This window comes from Streptomyces sp. NBC_00597 (assembly GCF_041431095.1).
GTDB lineage: Bacteria > Actinomycetota > Actinomycetes > Streptomycetales > Streptomycetaceae > Streptomyces.
Genome location: NZ_CP107757.1, coordinates 1676105 through 1699132 on the forward strand (window position 1 = coordinate 1676105; position 23028 = coordinate 1699132).

The following is a 23028-nucleotide window of genomic DNA, read 5'->3' on the forward strand; positions in this document are numbered from 1 at the left end:
GCTCAGCGGGAGCCGGGCCACCTGATGCGTGCGGCCACCGGCAGGTGGTCGCTGCCCGTCGCGGGCAGCGACCGGACCCGCGTGACGCTCGCCGAGCGGGTCATGACCTGGTCGATCCGGGCCAGCGGCAGCGACGCGGGCCAGCTGAACGCGAAGTCCGGGCCCGGCGGGTCCAGCCGCGAGGCGACCGGGTCCAGCCCCCGGTCGTCCACGGTGGCGTTGAGGTCCCCGAGCAGGATCAGCGGCCCGGCCGGCTCCGCGGCGATCGCGGCACCGAGCAGGTGCGCGCTCTCGTCGCGCCGTACGGAACCGAACCCGTGCGCCGGGCCGAGGCGTACCGAGGGCAGGTGCGCCACGTACACGGCGACCTCGCCGTGCGGCGTACGGGCGGTGGCCCGCAGTCCGCGGTTCCAGCCCTCCCCCACGCCCGACGGCCTGATGTCCACCGGCCGCACCTGCGCCAGCGGGTGCTTCGACCAGAGTCCGACCGTGCCCTCCACCGCGTGGTGGGGGTACCGGGGCGCCAGACCCGCCGCGTAGGCCGGCAGGGCGGTGGGCGTCAGCTCCTCCAGCGCGATGAGATCGGCCCCCGTCCCGGCCAGGGCGCGCGCGGTGCCCGCCGGATCGGGGTTCTCGTCGCTGACGTTGTGCTGGACGGCGAGGAGATCGGGTGCCCGGTCGTCGCCGGGGAGCAGGAAGCCGCCGAACAGGCCCAGCCAGGCCGCGGCGGGCAGCAGCACCGCGCACCCGGCCACGGCGGAACGGCGCAGCAGCGCCAGTGCCGCGAGGACCGGGACGGCCAGGCCGAGCCAGGGCAGGAACGTCTCCAGCAGGCTGCCGGGGCGGCCCGGCACGTCGGGCACCGCGCCGTGGAAGACCAGCAGGCAGGCGACGAGGACCGCGAGCCCGGCGGGCACGCGCCCCCGCCCGCGCCACGACCACCGCCAAGACCCCTGCCCGGGCCACCCCCACGACCACCGCTCGCCCACGCGCCCCTGCTCCCCCGACCGGCTCGGCATCCCCCACAGCGGGACCGACCGCACGACCTCGCCCGTACGACGACGCCCCGCGCGACGGTCCGGTTCCCGCTCAGGTCACCGGCCCGGTCGGCCCGGCAGGCGCGCGGCCGGGAACGGCGCTGAGCCGGGCGAGGACGAGGACCGTGTCGTCGGTCGCCGTCTCGGGCAGCAGGTTGGCGAGGATGCGGTCGGCCGCCTCCTCCAGCGAGCCCAGCGGTGCGCGCAGCTGGTCGCGCAACGCGTCCATGCCGGTGTCGATGTCCTGGCCGCGGGCCTCGATGAGGCCGTCGGTGTACAGGGCCACGACGGCGCCCTCGGGAAGTTCGACCTCGACCGACCGGTACGGTACGCCGCCCACTCCGAGCGGGACGCCGGGCTCGTCGCCGACGGTGTGCACGCTCCCGTCCCGGTGCCGTACCAGGGGCGGCGGGTGCCCGGCGTTGGCGATGCGGGCGCGGCCGGTGTGGGGGTCGTAGAGCAGGTACAGGCAGGTCGCCCACTCGATGCCGGCCTCCTGGGCGCAGGCGTCGAGTTCTTCGAGCAGGGCTTCGGGCTCCGGGGTGTTGCGGGCGAGCGTCTTCGCGGTGATCCGCAGCCGGCCCATGGCCGCTGCGGCAGGTACGCCGTGTCCCATCACGTCGCCGACGACAAGGGCCACCCGGTCGCCGGGCAGGGCGATCGCGTCGTACCAGTCGCCGCCGACCTCTGCGGCGCGGCTTCCGGGCAGGTAGCGGTGGCTGATGTCCACGTACGGGCCCGCCGCGGGGGCGCTCGGCAGCAGGGCCCGCTGGAGGGTGAGCGCAATGTCCTGGACCTTGCCGTACAGCCGGGCGTTGTCCAGGCACAGGGCGGCCCGGGAGGCCAGCTCGCCGGCGAGCCCGAGGTCCTCCTCGGCGAAGGCCGGGCGGGTGGCGGAGCGGCCGAACATGGCGATGCCCTGCACCGTGCCGCGGGCGATGAGCGGTGCCATGAGGATGCAGGCCAGGCCGCTGTCCAGCAGCAGCTGGGCGCGCTGCTGGTGCACGACGGTCCGGGTCACGAAGTCCTCGTCGACCGTGAAACAGAGGGGGCGACCCGTGCTGAGCATCTGGTGGATGTTGGATCCCGGCGGGTACGTGACCCGCTCCAGGCCGCTCACGAGCTCGACGGCGGGCTCGGCGAGGGTCGTGCCGGAGGCGATCCGGCGGGTGGTTACGGGCAGCGCCGGATCGAAGTCCTCGGTCTCGTCCATCCACTCGACGAGTTCGACGACGCTGGCGTCGCAGAATTCCGGGACCACCGCCTCGACCAGCTCCCGTGCGGTGGTGTTCAGGTCCAAGGTGGTGCCGATGCGGGCCGCGGCCCGGTCGAGCAGGGCGAGGCGCTGCCGGGCTGCCGTCGCCTCCAGGATGGCCCGCTCGCGGTCGGTGACGTCCAGCAGCAGTCCGCCCACGCCGCGCCGCGTGTCGCCGGTGCCGCTGAGCGGGAAGAAGCTGACGGAGCGGACCTGGTCGCGGTCGGGGTGACCGGGTGTGCGCAGCCCCACGAGGGTGCCGACCACGGTCCGGCCCTCGTGGGCCACGCTCCGCAGCATGCGCTGGTACTCCCCGCCGTCCGTGGTGATCATGATGTCCGCCATCCGGAGGCCCAGGTGTGCGTCGAGCGGGACGCCGTCCATGTCGGCCAGGGCTTGGTTGAGGTGGACGTAGCGCAGCTCCTCGTCCAGCATGACCAGGCCGATCGGGCACGTCTCGAAGAGGGCGTCGAGGAACGACAGGTTCGTCTTCACCCGGTCGAGTTCGTCGCCCCGGCTCGCCAGACCGATGACCACGGAGGCCCCTGAGGCCCCGGTCATCGGGAAGACCCGGAAACCGCAGTCGAACACGCTGCCGTCCCGGTGGAGCGCGGGCAGCCGTACGCGCCAGTAGCCGAGGGTCCGGGCCCGCTCCGCGAGGTGCGCGGCCGCGCCGGGCTCCTCGCCGGGGGTCAGTTCGGGGAAGAGCTGCGCGGCGGGCCGGGTCAGCACCGACGCCGCCTCGTGGCCGAAGAGGTTGTGTGCGCCGGGGCCCCAATAACAGATGCGGTCCTCGTCGTCGAAGCCGAAGACGGCCACCACCACGTGCTCCAGCAAGGACCCCGGTTCGGACCGGATCGGGCCGGGATCCGGCGCGCCCCCCAGCCGTTCCGATGGCATCGGCGGGCCCCCTTCTGCGCACGCCTGGCGCGCGTGGCTGACCGGCGCCCGCACGGCGGACACGGGCTGCCCCCTCAATTCTGCCCGCGATCGCAAAGGAGGACATCACGGCGGCGCACGGGAGCCGGCCGGTGACCACCGGTGACGGCCCGCGGTGGCGGGCCGGGCGCCGGTCTGCGCGGCCTCCGCCGGGTTGACCTCGCGCGGCCGGCCGGGCAGGTCGGGGGCGGTTTCCCGGTCCGCCCTCCGAGTGGGCAACAGGAAACCCGTCGACCACTTGCGGCGGCGGGGCAAGGCTGAAGTCGTCAACACGTCGACATCACCGAGGCAACCCAACAGGGGGACATGATGCGCAAGATGATCCGCGGCGCCGCCGCGCTCGCCACCGCCGCAGCGGCCGTCGTGGCACTGGGCGGCGCGGCCGACGCCAAGCCCGCCGACGACTGGGCCGGTTGTCCGTACGGGGCGGTCTGCATCTACCCGCAGAACCAGAACCCGGCCGTCAAGCCGAGCCAGATCTTCTACAGCTACGGAGCCCACAACCTGAGCAACCAGTACGGCAACCACTGGGTCCTGAACAACCAGTACGGCGGGGCGAGCGCGAGCCTGTGCACCGGCTCCAACGGTGCGGGCTGCGGGTCTCCCATCGCCGAGGGGGCGGGTGTCTACGCCGACCTCGGTCCGATCAACTCGATCACCCTCAACCGTCCGTAACCGAGCACCCGTTCGCAGCTTCCCGGATCCGCCGCTCCCCCGGCGGCTCCGGGAGGCTTCCGTGCTCGCGCGTTTCCCGCCGCGCGGGGACCGACGCGCGCTGCGCCGTCCGACCCCCGCGGTAGCCTGGGACCTTCCATCTCACGACCTGGGCTCGCTGTGCCATGGGGGATGCCGTGGGGAACCCGAACCGCGGACGCAACGCCGATCACCAGCACGATTCACCCGAGGCCGACAGAGCCGACGGCGCCACTGGGGCCGCCGAGCGCTCCGTCGCGTCCTTTCCCGTCCAGTTGCGGCGGCTGCGGGTGCAACGCGGCCTGTCACTGGCCGATCTGGCCCGCCGGACGCACTACAGCAAGGGCTACCTGAGCAAGATCGAGACCGGTGCCAAGCGCGTCACCCACGACGTCGCGCTGCGCTGCGACCGGGTGTTGGAGGCCGGGGGCGCCCTCTTGCAGCTGGTCCCGGATCCGGAAGTCCCGCGGGCCCGGTCGGGTTCCGGCGCGGATTCCGGGCCGTCGCATGGGCCGTCGCATGGGCCGTCGCACGGACCGCAGTCGGCGGGCGAGTGCCCCTACCGCGGCCTCGCCGCGTTCACCCCGCGCGACGCGGGCTGGTACTTCGGCCGCGAAGGGGTGACGGCCGCCCTCGCCGAGCGGGTCTTCGAACGGATCGGCAGCGGCCCGCTGATGCTCGTCGGCCGGTCGGGCGCCGGCAAGTCGTCCCTGCTCAGCGCCGGTCTCGTACCGGCCCTGCGGCGCACCGGAGGCTTCCCGATGGCGGGCGCCGACGGGTGGCCGGTCGTCCGGTTCACCCCGACCGCCCATCCGCTCCAAGAGCTGCTGGACTGCACCGCGAAGGCACTCGGCGGCGATCCGGGCATCACCGTACGGGAGTTGCGCGCCCGGCCGGAGTTGCTGCTCGAAGCCGTCCACGGCCTCGCGGACGACACCCCGGCGGGGGCCGGAGAGGGAGGGCGGCCCACCGTCCGGCCGGTTCTGATCGTCGACCAGTTCGAGGAACTCTTCACCCTCTGCTCCGACGAGGACGAGCGGCGCGGCTTCGTCCGCGTCCTGTGCGCCCTGGCCGCCGCGGGACCCGGGCCACGGGCGCACGACCCGGCCGTCGTGGTGCTCGGCGTACGGGCCGACTTCACCGGCAGCTGCCTCGACCTGCCCGAGCTGGCCCCGGTCCTCACCGACGGGCTGTTCGTCCTCCCCCCGATGTCCGTGGCGGAGCTGCGCGAGTCGATCACCCGCCCGGCGGAACTCGCCGGGCTCACCCTCGAACCGGGGCTGGTCCCGCTGCTGCTGCGGGACGCGGGCCTGCGCGCGGAGCCCGGAACGGCCGCCCCCGCGGCCGGGCCCGGTGACACGCCGTCCGGTGCGCTGCCGCTGGTGTCGCACGCGCTGATGGCAACCTGGCAGCGGCGCGAGGGAGCCACGCTGACGGTGGCGGGGTACGAGGACACGGGCGGCATCCAGGGCGCGGTCGCGCACACCGCCGAGAGCGCGTTCGCCCGCCTGTACCCGGCCGAGCAGCGGACGATCCGGCGGATCCTGGTGGCGCTGGTCCATGTCGCCGACGACGCCGGGGCGACACGGCGGCGCACGGGCCGGACCGTGTTGATGGAGAGGTTCTCCGCTGCGGACCGGGCCGAGGCGGCCCTCGACGCCTTCGTCCGGGCGCGGCTGATCACGTTGGACAGCGACACCGTGGAAATCACTCACGAGGCCCTGCTGCACGCCTGGCCGCGGCTGCGCGGCTGGATCGACGCCGACCGGGACGGGCTGCTGGTCCACCGGCAACTGGCACGTGCGGCCGAGGAGTGGGAGCGCGAGGGCCGCGATCCGTCCGCCCTGTACCGCGGTACCCGGCTGGAGGGCGCCCGGGCCTGGGCCGGCGAGCCGGACGGCAGGAGCCGGCTCGGCGCCGCGGAGGCGGCCTTCCTCCGCGCGAGCAGGGCCGCGGAGGACGCCCGCCGGGCCGGGGCCCGGCGTCAGGTCCGGCTGCAGCAGCGGATGCTGGCCATGCTCGTCGTCCTGCTGGCCCTGGCCCTGACCGCCGGGGCACTGGCGTACCGGCAGCGGGAGGGCGCCCTCGGCCAGGAGCGCACCGCCCGTTCGCAGGCCCTCGCCGTGCAGTCGACGTCCCTCGCCGCCGGCCAGCCCGAGGCCTCGATGCGGCTGGCCGAGGAGGCGTACCGCACCGCGGCGACGCCCGAGGCGCGGGGCGCCCTGCTGAGTACGCAGGCCCAGCCGTTCCTCGCCCGGTTGGGCGGGCACAGCGGTCCCGTGAACGCGGTGGCGTTCGCCCCGGGGAACAAGCTGCTGGCGAGCGCCGGTTCCGACGGGAAGGTGCTGCTGCGGCGGGTCGAGGACCGGCGGACCACGGTGGCCCTGACCATGCCGGGCCGGGTGCGCGCGGTCGCGTTCGCCCCCGACGGTCGGAGCCTCGCGGCGACGTCCACGGACGGTCCGGTACGGCTGTGGGGCACGGACGGACACGGCATCGCGGTGCTCCCCGCCCAGACGACGGACGCGCGGGCCGTGGCCTTCGCCCCCGACGGGCACGCGCTCGCCGTGGCGGGCGCCGACGGGACGGTCGGACTGTGGGATCCCGCGGGCGGCGGGGCTCCGGTCGCGGTGCTGGCCGGCCACACCGGGCGCGTCAACGCCCTGGCGTACGCGCCGGACGGCCGGACGCTGGTGTCGGCGGGCGACGACCGGACCGTACGGCTGTGGGATCCGGTGGCGGCCCGCCCGCTCGGCGAACTTCGAGGACACACCGGCGAGGTGCTGGGGGTGGCGTTCGCGCCGGACGGGCGGACGGTGGCCTCCGGGGGCGCCGACCGGACCGTGCGGCTGTGGGACGTGGCCGAACAGCGTACGACGGCGACGCTGACGGGGCACAACGACGACGTCAACGCGGTCGCCTTCACCCCGGACGCCGCTACGGTCATCAGCGCGGGCGGAGACGGCACCACCCGCCTGTGGGACGTGCGCAGCGGCCGGCTGGCCTCGACGCTGTCCGGGCACACCGACTACGTGCTCGCGGTCGCGGTGGACTCCGGCGGGACGATGCTGGCCACCGCGGCCTTCGACCAGTCGGTGGTGCTCTGGGACCTGCGCGGACCGGTGCTGGCCCCGCGCCCGTTCACCGAGATCTGGCACGCCGCGTACAGCCCGGACGGGAGGCTGTTGGCCACCGCGGACGCCGATCACACGGTCCTGCTCTGGGACGTGGCCGGGCGGCGGGTGGCGGCGACGTTCCCGGGTCACACGGAGACGGTGTTCTCGGTGGCGTTCTCCCCGGACGGGCGGACACTGGCCTCGGCGGGCTCCGACGGCACGGTCCGGCTGTGGGACGTGGCGTCCCGTACGGCCCTGGGCACGCTCACCGGTCACGACGGGACCGTGTTCTCGGTGGCCTTCTCGCCCGATGGGCGGATGCTGGCCTCGGCCGGTTCCGACCGTACGGTCCGGCTGTGGGACGTGGCGTCCCGTACCGCGGTGGACACGCTCACGGGCCATACGGACTTCGCGAACGACGTCGCGTTCAGCCCGGACGGCCGCACGCTGGCGAGCGCCGGCGACGATCTGACGGTACGTCTGTGGGACGTGGCCGGGCGGCGGCAGCTGGCCACGCTCACCGACCATGCGGGCGCGGTCCGGGCCCTCGCCTTCGCCCCGGACGGCCGGACGCTGGCCAGCAGCGGCAACGACGGCAACGTACGGCTGTGGGACGCCCGGCGGTTCGAGGCCGGAGCCGTACTGACCGGGCACACCGGCTCCGCCCGCGCCGTCGCGTTCTCCCCCGACGGGCGGACGCTCGCCAGTAGCGGCAACGACCGTACGGTGCGGTTGTGGGACGTGGCCGGGCAGCGGCTGCGGGCCGCCCTGACGGGTCACACCAGCGCGGTGTGGGGCGTGGTCTTCTCCCCCGACGGGCGGACCGTGGCCAGCAGCAGCAACGACGGCACCGTACGGCTGTGGAACCCCGACGCCGGAGCGCGGCTGGCGGAGATCGGCCGGCTGCGCGCGGCGGAACGGCCCTGACGGGCGGGGGTTTCCCGGGGGTTTCCCGTTGCCCGTCCCGGTGGGGTGACGCCGGAGCCTCGACGCGGGCGCGCCGGGGCCCGCAGGCTCGTTCAGCAGCACTTCCCCCCTATCGCCCCCTCACACCCCGCTCCCACCCCGCGCCCCCACCCACGGCTACGAGAATCGAGGATCCCGCATGCTTCGCCGGTCCGGTCTCATCGGCACACTCATCGCACTCCTGGTCTGCCTCCTGTGGAGCCCCGCATCGGCGTCGGCCGCCGACGGTTCGTGCCGGGTCCTGGCCCCGGGGGCGTCCGCCGCCGCCGAGCGGGCGGTCGACGCCGCCTGCGCCCAGGTCTCGGCCGACGTCTGGTACACGTGGGGCGGCGGCCACGGTGCGCAGCCAGGCCCGACGTACGGGCAGGTGGACCCCACAGATCCGGCCAGCGAACACGATCCCGAGCGGCTCGGATTCGACTGCTCGGGGCTGGTGCGCCACGCCTACGCCCAGGCCACCGGCTCAGACATCCTGAACGGGGACGCGAGCGCCCAGTACTACACGCACCACGCGGCCGAACGCTTCACCGCGGCCCGGGGCACGGCCCCGCTGCTCCCCGGAGACCTGCTGGTGTGGGGCACCTCCCGGGACCTGCACCACATCGCGGTCTACCTGGGTGCGGGCAAGATGGCGGAGGCCCGGCAGTCCGGTACGAAACTGATGGTCAGCGACGTCCGGCTGGGCGGCGGTTACTACGGCGCGGTGCGGATCGACCCGGGGCCGGTGACCGGGCACGTGTTCCGGACTTGGGGCACCGGCGTCTGGACCAAGGCCGAGCCGTCCACCGCGGCCGCCCGGGTCTACGCCTTCCCGGGGCCGACGACGATCCGCGTCGAGTGCCAGAAGCACGCGGAGGAGGTCACGTCCGACGGCTACACCAACGACGCGTGGTCCTATCTGCCCGACTACGGGGCCTGGGTCACCAACATCTACGTCCAGGGCGCCGCGTGGCTGGAAAACGTCCCTACGTGCACCTCCTGAGGCGGTAGGCGGATCGGACCCCGCCCTACCAGCACGTACGATCGCAGGCCGCGGACTTGATCGCTTTTGCGGCGATGGGTCCGCGGCCGCGAAACCCTTTCCACCATCTCTTAGTTGAGGAACTACGTGCGCCTGCCTCTCGACCGTCGCCTGACTCTCAGCGCCGCCCTGCTCGCCGTGGTGGCCGGTGTGGTGCCGGCTACTGCCGCCCACGCGGCCGCGAGCCCCTTCGCCGGTCCCGCCGCACGGACCGCTGCGCCTGCACCCGCGCCCGCACCCGCGCCGACGCCCGATCTCGAAGCCGTGACGCAGGCGTTGAAGAACACCACCGCGGCGGGGGCGCCCGGAGCCATGGTCCGCATCACCGGTTCCGGCGCGCCGCTGACCAGCGCGGTGGGCGTGCAGGACCGGACCACGGGTGCGGCCATGGACCTGAACGGCCGTTTCCGGATCGGCAGCGTCACCAAGACGTTCTCCAGCGTCGTCCTGCTCCAGCTGGTGAACGAGGGGAAGCTGAGCCTGGACGCCCCGGTCAACCAGTACCTGCCCGGTCTGCTGCCGGACGACCGGATCACGGTGCGTCACCTGCTCACCCACCGCAGCGGGTTGGCGGACTACACGAACGTCATGTTCGACAAGACCGTGCCCGGCTTCGAGGCCGTACGGAACAAGGTCTTCACCTACCAGGAGCTGGTCGCCCTCTCGCTGCGCGAGCCGCGCACGACCGAGCCGGGCGTCTCGTACAACTACTCCAACACCAATTTCGTGGTCGTCGGCATGCTCATCGAGAAGGCCACCGGGCACGGCGTGGCCAAGGAGTACGACACCCGCATCATCAAGCCCCTGAAGCTGAAGAACACCTCGTACGTGCACCCCTCCACCAAGATCAAGGGTGCGCACCTCCACGGCTACCTCACCCCGGACGAGGCCGAGGCGCCGCTGGTGGACTCCACCGAGCAGACGGTCTCCTGGGCCCAGTCCGCCGGCGCGATGATTTCGAGCGCGGCCGATCTGAACACCTTCATGTCCGCACTGCTGGGCGGCAAGCTGCTGGCGCCCGCCATGCTGGACGCCATGCTCAACGTGACCCCGACCGACACCACGAACACCCGCTTCTACGGTCTGGGCCTGCGCCGCTACGACCTGTCGTGCGGTACCTCGGTGTACGGGCACACGGGCACCGTGCAGGGCTTCTACACGTACGCCTTCGCGACCCGCGACGGGAAGCGCAGCCTCGCCGCGGTGGCGAACACCTCGAACAGGGGCGCCGCGAACACGGCCCTGGGCGGCACGCTCGAAGGCGCGTTCTGCGGGAAGAAGGGGCCGACGGCCCCCACCGCCAAGCGCAGCTTCGCGCTGGTCCCGCCCCTGACCGCGGCCCCGGCCGAGCAGGACCTCCCGGAGCACGGCTCGCGCTGACCGAAGGGCAGGTGCCGCCCGGTGCTCCGCGCCGGGCGGCACCCCGCTTCAGGCGGTGACGCGGATCTTGGACTGGCCGTGACCGAACCGCTCCCAGTCGTCCATGAAGCGGGCCTTCAGGCCGTGCCGGGACGCGAGGTCGACCAACGTCTGGGTGCGGTAGTAGAAGTCCTCCCGCAGGACCTGGTGTTCGGAGCCCTCCGTGCGGTCGAAGGTGAAGTCGAAGTGGCCGCCCGGAGCCAGGATCCGCCCGACGTGCGCGAGGCATTCGTCGATGATTTCGATCGGCGAGTGGGAGAACACGCTGTGGGCGTGCACGACGTCGAAGTACGCGTCGGGCAGGAAGTCCAGCGTGAGGTCCTGGGTGAGGGTGAGGTGCGGCAGCTTGCCCTGGAGTTCCTGGCGGGCCAGCGTCTGCTTGGCGGATATGAGGATGTCGGGCGAGATGTCGATCCCGTAGTAGTGGCCGGGGTCGAGGTGCTCGATGAACCGCCAGCCCGCGCGGAGGTTGCCGCAGCCGATGTCGAGCATGGTGTGGTGCGGGGCGAGGCCGTGCTCCACGAGGTAGTCGAACTGCATCTTGCCGAGGGCCAGCCAGCGTTCGTGGGTCTGACTGCCGACGGCGGCCTCGGGGTTGCGCGCGGTGTCGGAGGCCATGACCGCGCGGTAGTAGCCGACGTGGTCGGGGTGCTTGAGCCGCAGCCAGCTGTCGCGGGCGGCCCGGCGGACGTACGGGCCGATGCGTGCGGGGTTGCGCGCCGCGTAGCGGACCTTGTGGGTGAGGGTGGTGCGGTTGGCGACGAGGTTCTTCTTGGTTGCCAAGGGAGGTTCCTCCGGAAGGAGCGGTGGGGGGCGCTCAGCCGAGGCGGCGGCGCAGCAGGCCGGCCGTCAGGGTGACGAGGGCCAGGGCGAGGAGGAGGTAGACCGTCGTGTCGATCGCCTGGAAGGTCCAGAAGTCCGAGCTGGGGTAGACCTTGTGGACCCGGCCCACGAAGCCGTGCTCGTCCATGCAGCGGCGCAGTTGTTCACCGGAGAACTCGCAGTTCTCCAGCGGGTGCTGGCGCCCGTCGGGGGTGAGGTAGCGGTATCCCGCGGACCAGGCACTGCCGATGAGCTGCTTGGGCGTCATCCCGGGGGTGGTCCGGTCGATGGGGGCCACGAAGTCCCGGTGGAAGAAGGTCAGTACGGCGGCCGTGCCGAGAACCAGGGCGAGGGTCACGCCCATCGCCGGGAGGGTGCGGCGGACCAGCAGGCCGATCGCGGTACCGGCGGCGAGCGCGAACAGGGCCCCGGCCACGGCCGAGGGGCCGGAGGCGCCCAGGACGTACGGGTCGTACCAGTAGACGCCGTCGATCATGTTGGAGATCGGCGCCCACCACCAGGCGATGAGACCGGCGACGGCGGTCGAGACGAGGACGGTGCTCAGCGCCGCGAGGCCGAACCGGGCGGCGAACCAGCTGCGGACGCCGGTGTTCTGGGTGAGGACGACCTTGATCGTGCCGCTCTCCAGCTCTCGACCGATGAGCGGGGCTCCCCAGAACATGCCGATGGCCGCCGGAAGGGCGAGGCCGATGGCGCCCAGGATCCGGATGCCCGTGTTGCTCTCGGACATGGCCCCGTACGCCTCGGGCGGACAGGTGCCGTTCCATCCCTTGCACTGTGAGAGGTCGTAGCCGTCGATGGCCCCGATCAGGTCCGCCCGCCGCAGGGCGACCCAGATCGTGCAGAGCGTGACGAGCAGGGCTCCGGTGAGGACGAGCAGGCGCTGCTGGCGCCAGGCGAGCCAGAGGGTGCCGGTCATGCCGCGACCTCCGCCCCGTCGGCGGACGCGGGGGCGGCCGTGGCGGGCGGGGCGCCGGGAGCCCCGGAGCGCAGGTGCGCGAGCAGCAGCTCTTCGAGGGAGGGCGTTGAGGTGATCCAACGCTCGTCGGCGCCCGAAGGGCGGGAGGAGCCGGGCGCGTTGCGGATCAGCGCGGTCAAGTGGCGGCCCCTGGTGGTGGCGTGGACGACGGCGTCGCGGTCGGCTCCGCGCGGCAGGCCGTCCGGGGTGTCGGGGTCGGCGCGGCCTGTGAGCCGGGTGTACGCCTCGCGCAGGTCCTGGGTGTCGCCGGCGAGGCGGATCCGTCCGTCCTGGAGGAGCAGGACGTGGTCGCAGACGTTCTCCAGCTCGGGCAGGACGTGCGAGGAGATCACGACCGTGATCCCCCGGTCGGCGGCCTCCGCCATGAGCAGCCCGGTCATCTCGTGGCGGACGAGCGGATCGAGGTCGGCGAGCGGCTCGTCCAGGAGGAGCAGGTCGGCCTGTTTGCCGAGGGCCAGGGCCAGGGCGACTCGGGTGCGTTTGCCTCCGGAGAGGGTGCCGATCCGGGTCTTCAGCGAGATCCGGCCGTCGTCCACGATGCGCTCGGCCTTCGCCTGGTCCCAGCGGCGGGGGTTGAGCCTGCGGCCCACGGTCAGCACGTCGGCGACGGTGAACTGCGGGTAGAGCGGCTTGTCCTGGCTGACGAACGCCGTCCGGGTGCGTGCGGCCCGGCTGCCGGGGACTGCGCCGAAGACGCGTATCTCCCCGCTGGTCGGTCGCAGCAGGCCGGCCATGAGGTGGAAAAGGGTGCTCTTGCCGGCCCCGTTGGGGCCGACGAGCGCCGAGATCCTGCCGGCCGGCAGCTCGAACTCGCAGTCGTGCAGGGCCCGGTTCTCCCGGAACCGCTGCCCCAGCCCTGTTGCCCGGAGCGCCGGTTCGGCGGTCGGGTCGTTCACGTGGTGTCCTCTCGTGACGGTCGTTCTGTGCCGGCCTGCGCGGAGCCCGTCCGCGCCTGCGCCGCCTCGACGAGCGCCGCCTCGACGAGCGCCAGGACGTCCTCGCGCCCCAGCCCCGCGTCGTGCGCCCGCGTCATCCACGCGACGAGGTCGCCGCGCAGTGGCGAATCGGCCGCGGCCTCGGGGCGGGAGAGCGAGCGGGTGACGAACGTGCCCTGACCCGGGCGTGGTTCGACGAGCCCCTCGCGCTCCAGCTCGCGGTAGGCCTTCAGCACGGTGTTGGGGTTGATGGCGGTGGCCTCCACCACGGCCCTGGCGGTCGGCAGCCGGTCCCCCGGTTCCAGTACGCCCAGCCTGAGCGCCTGTTTGACCTGGTTGACGAGCTGCAGGTACGTGGCGACACCGCTGTGCCGGTCCACCTGAAACTCGATCATGCGTCTGCCTCATTCCACTAATGCCTTAGTGGAATGATGCAGGGAAGGGTTACGGTCCGTCAAATCACTGGCCCGCGACTCGGTGTGGTTGGATCTCCGGACGTCGAAATCCCGTCACCGAGAGCACGGGAAGCAAGGAACGGGGAACATGCGCAAGACGGTTACCGGAGCGGCCCTGCTCGTCGCGGCGGCGCTGCTGACGGGGTGCGGAAGCGACAGCGGGAACGGGGACGGGAAGGCGAAGGCCTCGCCGAGCGCCGACAGCGCGAAGCCGTCGGCCGCGCAGAGCCCCTCGGCCTCGGCCGGCGCCGCCGGCGGAGTGAAGGGCGGGGCGACGCACGAGGTGACCCTGGAGGTCGAGGGCCAGGGCCGGACGCAGGTCATGTACCACGCCGACAGCACCGGGTTCGAGGAGCAGACCCTGCCGTGGAAGAAGACGGAGACGATCGAACTCACCGGCGCGGAGCAGAAGGTGGGCTACCTGGTGAACGTCCTCCCGGGTTCGGTGAAGGCCGCCGACGGCTCGCTCAAGCAGGCCCCGTGCACCATCACGGTGGACGGCAAGAAGGTCGCCGACAACGAGGGCGGCAAGAACCCTAAGGGCTGCTCCTTCCTGGTCAAGTAGCCCGCAGCCGGGCCGGGAGCCGGGGCGGGGTGCGTCGGCCCGGCCGCGGCGGCCGGGCGGCCGCGGCCGTCAGTGCGCGGATCCGGTCGGTGAAGTCCGGGTCCGGCAGGGGGAGTTCAAGGTCGTCGTCGACGTAGCTGACGGCGGCGGAGACGTACTCCATGACGGCTTTGACGGTGCCGGAGCCGCGCCTGGCCCCGGTCCCGCCGGGCCGCAGCGCCCGCAGGACGCGCAGGGTGGTGGGCAGGCTCGCATCGGCGGCGAGGTCCCGGGCGGCGCCCTCGAAGACCACCGTGGCCACGTCGGGCACGTCAGCCACGTCAGCCGCATCCGGGGTGTCCGGCTCGTCCAGTGCGTCCGCCTCGTGCCGGGGGGCGGGCGGCGCGCTCTGGCTCCGCCACCAGACGGCTTCGTGGTTCTCCCCCAGGGCGAGGTGGTGCAGGTACAGGCAGTACGAGGCGATCGAGTCCCCTGCGCCGGCGGCGTACTGCCACCAGAAGCGGGCCGAGTCCTCCGCGTCGGTCAGCAGCAGGATGCAACCGAGGACGCGGGCCCCCGAGGGCTGGGGCAGCTTGTGGGTGAGGAAGTCGCCCAGCCCGACGACGGCGGTGCGCGTGACGGCCGTCTCGCACAGGGCCTGGAGGTCGCGAGCGGCTCCCCGCCTGTCCCTCTGCGGTTCGCCGGCCGCCGCACCGGGCCCCCGTGCGCCCTGTGGGTGGGGTGCGCCGCCGGTGTCGGCGATGTCGGCGGGCGCGTACGGGGCGGTGTGGAGCCGGGCGCGGGCCAGCAGCTGGTCAATGGTCGAGGTCACCGGAGACCCCCTCCTCGGTGGTGCCGTGCGGGTACAGGGCGGCGTGCAGGTTGCGCTTGGCGTGCCGTGCGGTGGACCGTACGGAGGCGAGGGAGACGCCCAGTTCGTCCGCCGCCCGGGTGTCCTCCATTCCGCACAGGTACAGCAGGACCACGACGTCGCGCTGCACGGGCGCGAGCCCCCCGACGGCCCGGAACAGGGCCATGGACTCCTCGACCTGGCGCACAGGGTCAGGGGCGAGGTCAAGGGCGACCGTGTCGAAGGCCGCCTCGACGAGGGAGGGGCGGCCGTTCTCCTTCGGGGCGCGTTCGAGCACGGTCTGGCGCAGCATCGGCCAGGCGAAGCGCTCGGGGTTCTCACTGGCGAGGGCGTCGTGCCACAGCATCAGCAGCAGCGTGAAGACGTCGTCGACCGCCTTCTTCGAGAGGCCGGGGCGGCGCAGGAACGCCGAGGCGTAGCGGGTGTAGTGCGGGCGGTGCATCTGCTGGAAGGCCAGGAAGTCCAGCGGGACCGAGGCGGTCGCGGTGCGGTGGCGGGCGCCGCCCTCGTGGAGGCAGTCCTTGATCCACGAGGTGCGCTTGCCGACGTCCCGGGCCGCGAGCACCCAGCGCAGCCGCATCGCGTCGTAGGGCAGGCCGGGCCGGTCCAGCGCGAGGAGCACGGTACGGACGAAGACCCAGCGGGGGTAGCGGCCGACGGCCCGCAGCAACTCGGAGATGTGTCCTTTGGGGCGGCCGGTGCGCGCCTGGAGCTCGTCCAGGGTCACTCCCCTTCCGTGCACGGCGTCGCGCAGCGGCTCCAGCCAGGCGCGGTGCGCCGGCCCGGTGCCTTCGGCGATGGGTCCCAACCGGCGGCCCGCTTTGCCGCTGCGGCCCTGCGGGACGTCCTGTGGTGCCGAGTGGAGGTTCATCCCCGCGGCTCCTCGTCCCGGTCGGGCACCTGAGCGGTGGACCGCTCCCGGCGGCTCTCGGCCACCCCGGTGCCCGCCTGCACGATCTGCTGCACGCCCAGCGCGGCCGACGGGATCAGCGCGGTGACGGCTGCGACGGGCTGTCCCGCCACCACCATCACCACACTGAATGCGAAGATCGCTAAGAGCGCCACCACGGTGACGATCATCCGGTTGTTCTTCATCGCGCCGTCCTCTGGCTGCTTGCGCCTTGTTGGTGTCTGTCCGGGATCCGGCTCCTGGCGTTTTCGACGCCCCCCTTCAAGAGCCGAAGCAAGCATGGAGTGAACAGAGATGGACAGGTGCGAAAAAAGCAGAACGGGGAACAATCACAACCGCGTGCCCGCCTCTGTACGGGCGCGGTCCAGCGGCAGGCGCGCCACCAAGCGGGCGCCGGCCGGGGCGTCCTCGACCGTGAGGGAGCCGCCCAGGCGGGTGGCGATGTCACGGGCTATGGCCAGGCCCAGGCCCGTACCGCCCTCGTCGCGGCTGCGGGCGTCGTCGAGGCGGGTGAACCGCTCGAAGACCCGCTCCCGGTCCGCGGTCGGGATGCCCGGCCCGTCGTCGCGGACCTCCAGTACGGCGGTGCACCGGGCCCCGTCGACGCGCAGGACGAGCCGGACCCGCCGCTCGGCGTGGCGCTGGGCGTTGTCCAGCAGGTTGGTCACGAGCCGGGACAGCCACAGCGTGCTGCCGCGCACGACGGCCTCGGGAACGATCTCCATGTCGACGGGGATCCGGTCCTGCCGGCGCGATCCGGCGGCCTCGCGGGCGACGTCGGCCAGGTCCACCGCGGCGGCTGGCGGCGGCTCCCCGGTGTCCAGGCGGGCCAGCAGGAGCAGATCGGCGGCGAGGTCCTGCAGCCGTACGGTGTCCTCCAGGGCCCCACTGACCAACTCGCCCCACAGCGCCGGATCGGGATGGGCCTGCGCGACCTCCAACTGGGTGCGCAGCACCGTGATCGGGCTGCGGAGCTCGTGCGAGGCGTCGGCTATGAACTGCCGCTGGCGGATCCCGGCGGCTTCGAGCCGGTCCAGGGTGGTGTTCATGGTGACGGCGAGCCGGGCGATCTCGTCCTGACTGCGCGGCACCGGCACCCGGCGGTGCAGATCGCGGTCGCTGATCGCGGCGACCTCGGCGCGGATCGCCTCGACGGGCCGCAGCGCCCAGCCGGTCACCCGCCACGTGACCAGGGCCACCGTGAGCACGAGGAGCGGCACCACGACGACGAGCGCACCGGTGATGACGTCGTCGGCGGTGTCGGCCTCCCGCAGGGAGGTCCCCGCGTAGACGGTGACCAGTCCCTCCGAGGTGACGGTGGTGACCTGCACGACGCGGTGGCGGCGGTCGCCGCGCGCGGGGCCGTCCTTCCAGGTGCCGCGGACCGTGCCGGGTTTGCCCGGGCGGGCCGGGGAGAGGGCCGGGCGGCCGGCGAGGTTGGGGCTCGCCGCGAGGACCCGACCCTGCTCGTCGACGACCTGGACGAAGTCGGTGCCGCGCCCGGGGGTCAGTACGGTGTCGACCCGGCCCGCGGCGACCAGCCCGGCGGTGGACAGCGCCTGCCGCTCGGCGTCGGCCTGGGCGTTGCGCATCAGGTTGCCGTCGAGGACGCCGAGCAGGGCGAAGGAGGCGGCTCCGAGGGCCAGGGCCACCACCGTGGAGGCGCCGAGCGTGGCCCGGGCGCGGACGGACCGGGGGCGCAGGCGCCGCGCGAGGCCGCGGATCCGGCCGGGAACGCGCAGGGCGGCGCGGACGGGGGACCGGGCGGCGGTGCCGTTCTGCGGTTCAGCCACCGTCGGCCGCCAGCCGGTAGCCCGCGCCGCGGACGGTCTCCACCGCGGCCCGGCCGAACGGTGCGTCGATCTTCCGGCGCAGGGCGCTGACATGGACCTCGACGACGTTGAGGTCGCCCTCGTAGGCCGCGTCCCAGACGTTCTCCAGTATCTCCCGTTTCGGTACGACCTCCCCGGCCCGCCGGGCCAGGTGGACGAGGACCGCGAACTCGCGCGAGGTCAGCCGGGCCTCGATCCCGGCGCGCGTGCACCGCTGACCTGCCGGGTCGATCACCAGATCCCCGAACTCCATGATCTGCGGTCTGCGCCGGCCGGTGCGCCGGATGAGGGCGCGCAGCCGGGCGACCAGGACCACGTAGGAGAAGGGCTTGGAGAGGAAGTCGTCCGCGCCGGTGTCGAGGGCTTCCGCCTCGTCGTACTCGCCGTCCTTGGCGGTGAGCATCAAGATCCCCGACTCGCAGCCGCTCGCACGCAGCCGGCTGCAGACCCGGTAGCCGTTGAGGCCCGGCAGCATGATGTCGAGCACGATGGCGTCGTAGTCGTGCTCGGTGGCCAGCCACAGGCCCTGCGGGCCGTCGTGGGCGACGTCCACGGAGAAGCCCTCGGCCTGCAGACCCCGCTGGAGGGCAGCGGCGAGCCGCCTTTCGTCCTCGACCACCAGTACGCGCATGGGGACAAGGTTCTCAGGTCGCTCGGGCGGCTTGCTGAAGAGGTCTTCAGCCTGCTTCAGCAGAGCTTCAGCATCGGGCGCGCATGATCTGCCGAGCCGGGCGGAGTGCCCGGCGAACGCGAGGAGCATGTCGATGACTCAGTCCAGTCCCCAGCCCGCCGAGCCGTCCGCGGGCCCGGGCGAGGCCAAGGCCGACGCGACCGGTACGGCGGGGCGCCGCGGCCGGCTGGTCCGGCTGGCCCGTGGGGGGCGTACGCGATGGGTGGCCCTCGGCGCGGTCGTCGTGATCGGCGGCGGGGCTGCGGCGGTGGCGGTGGCCGAGCACGGCCACCGGGAGCACGAGCGGGGCGGCTTCGCCGTCAAGGTCCGCGACCACGGCCGCGGAGGGATGCCGGGCGACGGCCTGATGGGCCCGAAGCTGCGCAAGGGCGGCGGGCCCGACGCCGGCGGCGACCGCGGGCCCGGGAGCGGCCTGCCCGGGCGGGGGCCGGGAGGCCGCGGTCAGGGCGGCGGAGCGGCCAAGGGCGCCCCGGTGCCCCCGCCCGCGCTGCCGGCGGCCCAGGCCGTGGAGAAGGCGACGGCCGCCGTGGAGGGCGGCAAGCTCGAATCGCTGCGGACCGTGGCCCAGCAGGGCGGCGGCAGCAGCTGGCTGGCCGTGATCCTCGGTCCCGACGGTGTACGGCACGCCGTGACCCTTGCCGGCGCCGACGGCACGGTCACCGGCAACAACGTTGCAGGGAAGGGACCGGTCGGTCCCCGCTGACCGCGTACCCGCTCCGCTCCGCCGCCGTCGCGGCGGGGCGGGGCAGTGCAGTGCGGTGCGGCTGGCCGCCCTCGACCGGTCAGTCGCAGGGGCGGACCGAGTCCAGTACGGCGAGGTCTTCGGCGGAGAGCTGCAGGGAGCCCGCAGCGACGTTTGCGGTGAGGTGGTCCGGATTCCCGGTTCCGGGGATGGCCAGGACGTGCGGTCCGAGGTGCAGGGTCCAGGCCAGCCGGATCTCGGCGGCGCCCACCCCGTGGGCGCGGGCCACGGCGAGCACCTCCTCGTGTTCGGCGCCGCCCGCGCCCGCTTCGCGTCCCGTCCCGGCGATCGAGTAGAACGGCACGAAGGCCACGCCCTGCTCGCCGCAGGTGTGCAGGAACGCCTCCTGCTCGGGCCCGATGCCGAGACCGAACCGGTTCTGTACGCAGACCACCGGCGCGATGGCCCGGGCTTCGGCGAGCTGGTGGGGCCGCACGTTGGACAGGCCGAGGTGGCGGATCAGCCCGGCCCCGCGCAGGTCGGCCAGGGCGCCGAAGCGCTCGGCGATCGAATCATTCCCGACGATGCGCAGGTTGACCACGTCGAGGTGGTCGCGGCCCAGCTGGCGCAGGTTCTCCTCTACCTGGCCGCGCAGCTGCTCGGGGGTGGCGTGGGGCAGGAACTCGCCCGACAGGGACCGGCCGGGGCCGACCTTGGTGGTGATGACGAGGTCGTCCGGGTACGGGGCCAGAGCGGTGTTGATCAGCTCGTTGGCGGAGCGCAGCGGAGAGAAGTAGAACGCGGCGGTGTCGATGTGGTTCACGCCGAGCTCAACGGCGCGGCGCAGGACGCCGATCGCCCGGGCTCGGTCGCTGGGGGCGGCGTCGCGGGTGAACGCCGGGCCGTCCTGGGTCAGGCGCATCGCGCCGAAACCGAGGCGGTTCACTTGCAGGTCGCCGAGCTTCCACGTGCCGGAAGCGGTAGCGTTGACGGTCTGGGAGGTCATGCCGCGAATCATCTCCGCACGGTAGGGTCAGGGCCAATGATTCAGGTATGAGTGAATCCGAGGGGTGGTCCTCCTGGGGGAGTTGGCGTTCTCGGCCGGCGATCTGGCAGAGATGCGGTTCGCCGTCTCGCCGTCGTGGGAGGTGGTGACCAGCTTCCGGCGGCTGCTGACCGACGGTGCGACATCTGCCGTGTACCGGCCCTGGGCGGAACAGGTGCGGCCCCGACTGGCGGCCGCCGGGCTGGACCGGGGCTGGCTCGCCGAGCTGATCCCGCCCAAGGGTTACGTGCCCCACTTCCTCAACCCGGCGGCCGCCGGGCCGGCCCCCGCGCTGGCGGCGGAGCTGGCCGCCGTCATGGCCGCCCCCGCCGACACGGTCCGCCGCAACCTCGACCACCTGCGCTACCACCAGGGCCCGCTCGGCCCCCGCGCACGGTCCCTGTACGCGGATCCGCAGGCCCGGTTGCCGCGGCTGGCGCAGGAGGTCGAGGCGTACTGGGAGCTGGCGCTCGCCCCGTACTGGGCGCGGATCCGTGCGGTGCTGGACGCCGACGTCTTCCACCGGGCCCGGCAGGCCGCCGAGCAGGGCGCCGGGCACGTCATCAACGAGCTGCACAGTGCGGTGCGCTGGGACGACAACGCCCTGCGGCTGCTTCGCCGGACCCGGCCGCTGTCCCGGGAGACGGCGGGCCGGGGCCTGCTGCTGGTTCCGTCGGTGTTCCTCGGGCCTGGCCTGCTGACCCGGATGACGCCGCCGGATCCGCCGCAGCTCGCCTACCCGGCGCGCGGCGTCGGCTCGTTGTGGGCGTCCCGGCCGCCGACCGCGAAGGCGGAGGCCGTCGCCGCGGTGCTCGGCCGTTCACGGGCCCTGCTGTTGGCCGAGCTGGAGGCGCCGGCCTCCACTACCGAGCTGGCCGGTCGTACGGGGCTCTCGGCGGCCGGGGTGTCCCAGCACCTGACGGCGTTGCGCGATGCGGGCCTGGTCAGCGCGCACCGGGCGGGCCGCTCGGTGCTGTACGCCCGCACCACCGTCGCCGAGTCCCTCCTCGCCGCGTCCTGACCCGCAGCCTCGACTGCGGGTCGGGTCTGGCCGCAGCTCCGTCAGCTCAACTGCCGTACCGACATCAGCAGATGGCGGTGGTCCTCACGTGCCGCGCCATCGGCGTCGGCATCGGCATCGGCATCGGGTGCGGCACTGAGCAGTGCCCGCTGACCGGGGCCCAGCAGTTCGAAGCGTACGTGCGGGGCGTCGAAGGAGTTGAGGGCTTCCAGCAGGTACCCGGGGTTGAAGGCGGCCGCCAGGTCATCGGCGCCGTCCAGGGTGGCCGTGACCTGCTGCGAGGCGACGTCGTCCCCGTAGCCCGCTTGGAGGATCAGGGTTCCCCGGGCGGAGAAGTCCAGCCGGACCGGGCAGTTCTGCTCCGCGACGACCGCGACGCGGCGGACGGCCTCGGCCAGTGCCTCCCGCTGCGTGACGGCGACCGCCGGGCGCTCCAGGGCGAACAGCTTGCCGTATCGGGGCAGCCGTCCTTCCAACAGCCGCAGGGTCGTGCGCATGCCGTCCCCCTCGAAGGCGATCAAGCCGCCGCCCGGACCGTCCGGGCCACCCGGGCTGCTCAGCCCGATGCGGACGGCCCCGGTCTTCGCCAGCGACTTGGAGATCTCGGCCAGCCTGCGGCCGGGAACCACCACCTCCACCGCTTCGGAGCCCGCCGCCCACGGTTTCCACGGCACCGTACGCACCGCGTACCGGTACCGGTCCGATGCGGCCAAGGTCAGGGCGCCGTCCTCCAGCCGGAGCTGGATCCCGGTGAGCACCGGGAGCGAGTCGTCACGACCCGCGGCGATCGCGACCCGGGCGACGGCGTCGGCGAACTGCGCCGCGTCCACCGTTCCGCACGGGGCGGGCAGCTCGGGGAGCGCCGGGTACTCCTCCCTGGGCAGGATCGACAACCCGAAGCGCGCCCCTCCCCCTTCCAACGTGAAGCGCGTGCCCTCCGACCCGCACTCCACCGGGGCGTCCGGCAACACCCGGCAGATGTCCAGCAGTCGGCGCCCCGTCACGAGCACCTTCCCGACGGAGGGGGTCTGCGCCGGGACCTCGATGCTCGCGGACGCCTCGTAGTCGAAACCCGAGATCCGCAGCCGCCCCCGTCCCGCGTCGAGCATCAGGCCGCCCAGCACGGGCACGGGCGACCGGGCGGGCAGTGACCTGGACGCCCACACCACCGCCTCGACCAGAGCGTTTCGCTCGATCCGGAACTCCATCGCGCATCCCCCATCACATCGCACCAGTAGGTCCGCGCAGGCTAGGGGGCGGCACTGACAACGGGCCGACTAGAAGGGCTTGGTGGGGAGGTACTTGCCGTCGAGGGTGATGACGGCGCGCTCTCCACCGTCGGGGTCCGCGACCTTCCTGACGTCCAGCTTGAAGTTGATCGCGCTGATGATGCCGTCGCCGCACTGCTCGTGGACCAGCGCCTTGAGGGTGGTGCCGTACACCTGGAGCATCTCGTAGAAGCGGTAGACGGTCGGGTCGGTCGGGACGCCTCCGGGGATGGAGCCCCGCATCGGGATGGTCTGGAGGAGTCGCTCGGCGTCTGCGTCGAGGCCGAGGAGGTCGGCGACGGCGTGGGCGGAGGCCGCCGGCAGGGGGTGCTGGCCCAGCACCGCGGCGGTGACGAACGCGACGGACAGGCCGGCCGCGTCGGCGATCTGCTGCCAGGTGAGGTCCTTGCGGGACTTGGCGTCGACGGCGGCGTTGGCCAGGGCCTGACGGGCGGTGGGGTCGAACTGGGCGTGGATCACGGGAGGTTCCTCTCAGGGGTGGAACG

At 73.4% G+C, this 23028-nt stretch carries 21 protein-coding genes; 7 read left to right on the forward strand and 14 right to left on the reverse strand.

What is annotated here, in order from left to right:
• Positions 1-2 precede the first annotated feature (2 nt).
• Both OG974_RS07175 and OG974_RS07180 read right to left on the reverse strand, forming a co-directional pair.
• A complete protein-coding gene (locus tag OG974_RS07175) occupies positions 3-1019 on the reverse strand; it encodes an endonuclease/exonuclease/phosphatase family protein (RefSeq protein WP_371645846.1) in 1017 nt (338 codons plus the stop codon).
• Between the two features lie 70 nt (positions 1020-1089).
• Complete coding sequence (locus tag OG974_RS07180) at positions 1090-3192, reverse strand: SpoIIE family protein phosphatase (protein ID WP_371645848.1); 2103 nt, start codon at positions 3190-3192, stop codon at positions 1090-1092.
• Between the two features lie 348 nt (positions 3193-3540).
• Here OG974_RS07180 and OG974_RS07185 point away from each other — a divergent pair, with 348 nt between their 5' ends.
• The 4 genes from OG974_RS07185 to OG974_RS07200 all read left to right on the forward strand — a co-directional run bounded on the left by OG974_RS07185 (position 3541) and on the right by OG974_RS07200 (position 10407).
• Positions 3541-3906 carry a hypothetical protein gene (locus tag OG974_RS07185; RefSeq protein WP_327285987.1) on the forward strand — a complete coding sequence of 122 codons (366 nt, stop codon included), beginning with the start codon at positions 3541-3543 and terminating at the stop codon, positions 3904-3906.
• Between the two features lie 176 nt (positions 3907-4082).
• Entirely contained in the window at positions 4083-7967 is a 3885-nt protein-coding gene (locus OG974_RS07190) for a helix-turn-helix domain-containing protein (RefSeq protein ID WP_371645850.1), read from the forward strand.
• 178 nt (positions 7968-8145) lie between these two features.
• Positions 8146-8988 (forward strand): NlpC/P60 family protein, encoded by an 843-nt coding sequence (locus tag OG974_RS07195; protein WP_371645852.1) that lies wholly within the window; start codon positions 8146-8148, stop codon positions 8986-8988.
• A 114-nt stretch (positions 8989-9102) separates the two neighbouring features.
• A complete protein-coding gene (locus tag OG974_RS07200) occupies positions 9103-10407 on the forward strand; it encodes a serine hydrolase domain-containing protein (protein ID WP_328761677.1) in 1305 nt (434 codons plus the stop codon).
• A 48-nt stretch (positions 10408-10455) separates the two neighbouring features.
• On the opposite strand, the gene OG974_RS07205 is transcribed toward OG974_RS07200, so the two are convergent.
• The 4 genes from OG974_RS07205 to OG974_RS07220 are packed head-to-tail and all read right to left on the reverse strand — an operon-like array spanning position 10456 to position 13598.
• A complete protein-coding gene (locus tag OG974_RS07205; protein ID WP_328761678.1) occupies positions 10456-11229 on the reverse strand; it encodes a class I SAM-dependent methyltransferase in 774 nt (257 codons plus the stop codon).
• A gap of 34 nt (positions 11230-11263) precedes the next feature.
• Positions 11264-12208 carry an ABC transporter permease subunit gene (locus OG974_RS07210; RefSeq protein WP_371645854.1) on the reverse strand — a complete coding sequence of 315 codons (945 nt, stop codon included), beginning with the start codon at positions 12206-12208 and terminating at the stop codon, positions 11264-11266.
• The gene (locus OG974_RS07215; RefSeq protein ID WP_328761680.1) at positions 12205-13164 is read right to left on the reverse strand and encodes an ABC transporter ATP-binding protein; all 960 of its coding nucleotides are present in this window, start codon (positions 13162-13164) and stop codon (positions 12205-12207) included. Before OG974_RS07215 ends, OG974_RS07210 begins: the two co-directional genes overlap by 4 nt.
• A complete protein-coding gene (locus OG974_RS07220) occupies positions 13161-13598 on the reverse strand; it encodes a GntR family transcriptional regulator (RefSeq protein ID WP_327281808.1) in 438 nt (145 codons plus the stop codon). The genes OG974_RS07215 and OG974_RS07220 overlap by 4 nt, the downstream gene beginning before the upstream one ends.
• Before the next feature lie 148 nt (positions 13599-13746).
• On the opposite strand from OG974_RS07220, the gene OG974_RS07225 reads away from it, so the two are divergent.
• Positions 13747-14223 (forward strand): hypothetical protein, encoded by a 477-nt coding sequence (locus OG974_RS07225; protein WP_328761682.1) that lies wholly within the window; start codon positions 13747-13749, stop codon positions 14221-14223.
• Here OG974_RS07225 and OG974_RS07230 read toward each other — a convergent pair.
• From OG974_RS07230 to OG974_RS07250, 5 genes are all read right to left on the reverse strand, one after another.
• Complete coding sequence (locus OG974_RS07230; protein WP_328761684.1) at positions 14216-15034, reverse strand: hypothetical protein; 819 nt, start codon at positions 15032-15034, stop codon at positions 14216-14218. The two genes, OG974_RS07225 and OG974_RS07230, sit on opposite strands and share 8 nt — an antisense overlap.
• Entirely contained in the window at positions 15018-15944 is a 927-nt protein-coding gene (locus OG974_RS07235) for a sigma-70 family RNA polymerase sigma factor (protein ID WP_327281811.1), read from the reverse strand. Before OG974_RS07235 ends, OG974_RS07230 begins: the two co-directional genes overlap by 17 nt.
• Complete coding sequence (locus tag OG974_RS07240; protein ID WP_327281812.1) at positions 15941-16168, reverse strand: hypothetical protein; 228 nt, start codon at positions 16166-16168, stop codon at positions 15941-15943. The genes OG974_RS07235 and OG974_RS07240 overlap by 4 nt, the downstream gene beginning before the upstream one ends.
• 144 nt (positions 16169-16312) lie before the next feature.
• Positions 16313-17686 carry an ATP-binding protein gene (locus OG974_RS07245; RefSeq protein WP_371646755.1) on the reverse strand — a complete coding sequence of 458 codons (1374 nt, stop codon included), beginning with the start codon at positions 17684-17686 and terminating at the stop codon, positions 16313-16315.
• Positions 17687-17768: 82 nt separating this feature from the next.
• Positions 17769-18446, reverse strand: coding sequence for a response regulator transcription factor (locus OG974_RS07250; protein ID WP_327281814.1), 678 nt, complete (start codon positions 18444-18446; stop codon positions 17769-17771).
• Positions 18447-18579: 133 nt separating this feature from the next.
• On the opposite strand from OG974_RS07250, the gene OG974_RS07255 reads away from it, so the two are divergent.
• Positions 18580-19209 (forward strand): hypothetical protein, encoded by a 630-nt coding sequence (locus tag OG974_RS07255; protein ID WP_328761687.1) that lies wholly within the window; start codon positions 18580-18582, stop codon positions 19207-19209.
• A gap of 79 nt (positions 19210-19288) precedes the next feature.
• Here the strand turns inward: OG974_RS07255 and OG974_RS07260 are convergent, their stop codons facing one another.
• Positions 19289-20194 (reverse strand): aldo/keto reductase, encoded by a 906-nt coding sequence (locus OG974_RS07260; protein ID WP_328761688.1) that lies wholly within the window; start codon positions 20192-20194, stop codon positions 19289-19291.
• A 112-nt stretch (positions 20195-20306) separates the two neighbouring features.
• Between OG974_RS07260 and OG974_RS07265 the strand changes: the two genes are divergently transcribed.
• Positions 20307-21254: a DUF5937 family protein gene (locus OG974_RS07265; RefSeq protein WP_327285989.1), complete on the forward strand. Its 948-nt coding sequence runs from the start codon at positions 20307-20309 to the stop codon at positions 21252-21254.
• A 41-nt stretch (positions 21255-21295) separates the two neighbouring features.
• Here the strand turns inward: OG974_RS07265 and dnaN are convergent, their stop codons facing one another.
• Together dnaN and cynS are read right to left on the reverse strand one after the other, a co-directional pair.
• A complete protein-coding gene (gene dnaN, locus OG974_RS07270; protein WP_371645858.1) occupies positions 21296-22462 on the reverse strand; it encodes a DNA polymerase III subunit beta in 1167 nt (388 codons plus the stop codon).
• A 69-nt stretch (positions 22463-22531) separates the two neighbouring features.
• Positions 22532-23002 (reverse strand): cyanase, encoded by a 471-nt coding sequence (gene cynS, locus OG974_RS07275; protein ID WP_327281818.1) that lies wholly within the window; start codon positions 23000-23002, stop codon positions 22532-22534.
• Positions 23003-23028: the final 26 nt, after the last annotated feature.